General features: G+C 52.9%; 1 protein-coding gene. It reads left to right on the forward strand.

Annotation, left to right across the window (positions count from 1 at the left end):
- A partial coding sequence (locus EIZ48_RS31670) for a glycogen/starch/alpha-glucan phosphorylase (RefSeq protein WP_160658810.1) occupies window positions 1–431 on the forward strand: 431 nt, incomplete at both ends.

The raw sequence follows: 431 nt of genomic DNA on the forward strand, positions 1-431 counted from the left end.
TTGACGAATACAAGCTGGGTTGGGATGCCGCGTGGGCCATTTCTTCGAAGACATTCGCCTACACCAACCACACCTTGCTGCCTGAAGCACTGGAAACGTGGAGCGAAGCACTGATTGCACAAATGCTTCCTCGTCACATGGAAATCATCTTCGAAATCAACCATCGCTTCATGACGCTGGTTGAAGCGCATTGGCCGGGCAACAATGAAGTGAAGCGCAAGCTGTCTATCATTGAGGAAGGTCCTCAGCGCATGGTACGCATGGCGAACCTGTGTGTGGTCAGTACTTATGCCGTTAACGGTGTAGCCGCGCTGCACTCTGAGCTGGTCAAGCGTGACCTGTTCCCTGAGTTCAACGAGCTGTTCCCTGGTCGTCTTCAGAACGTGACTAACGGTGTGACACCACGTCGCTGGATCAAATACTGTAACCCG

Source organism: Photobacterium alginatilyticum (genome assembly GCF_009910675.1).
GTDB lineage: Bacteria > Pseudomonadota > Gammaproteobacteria > Enterobacterales > Vibrionaceae > Photobacterium > Photobacterium alginatilyticum.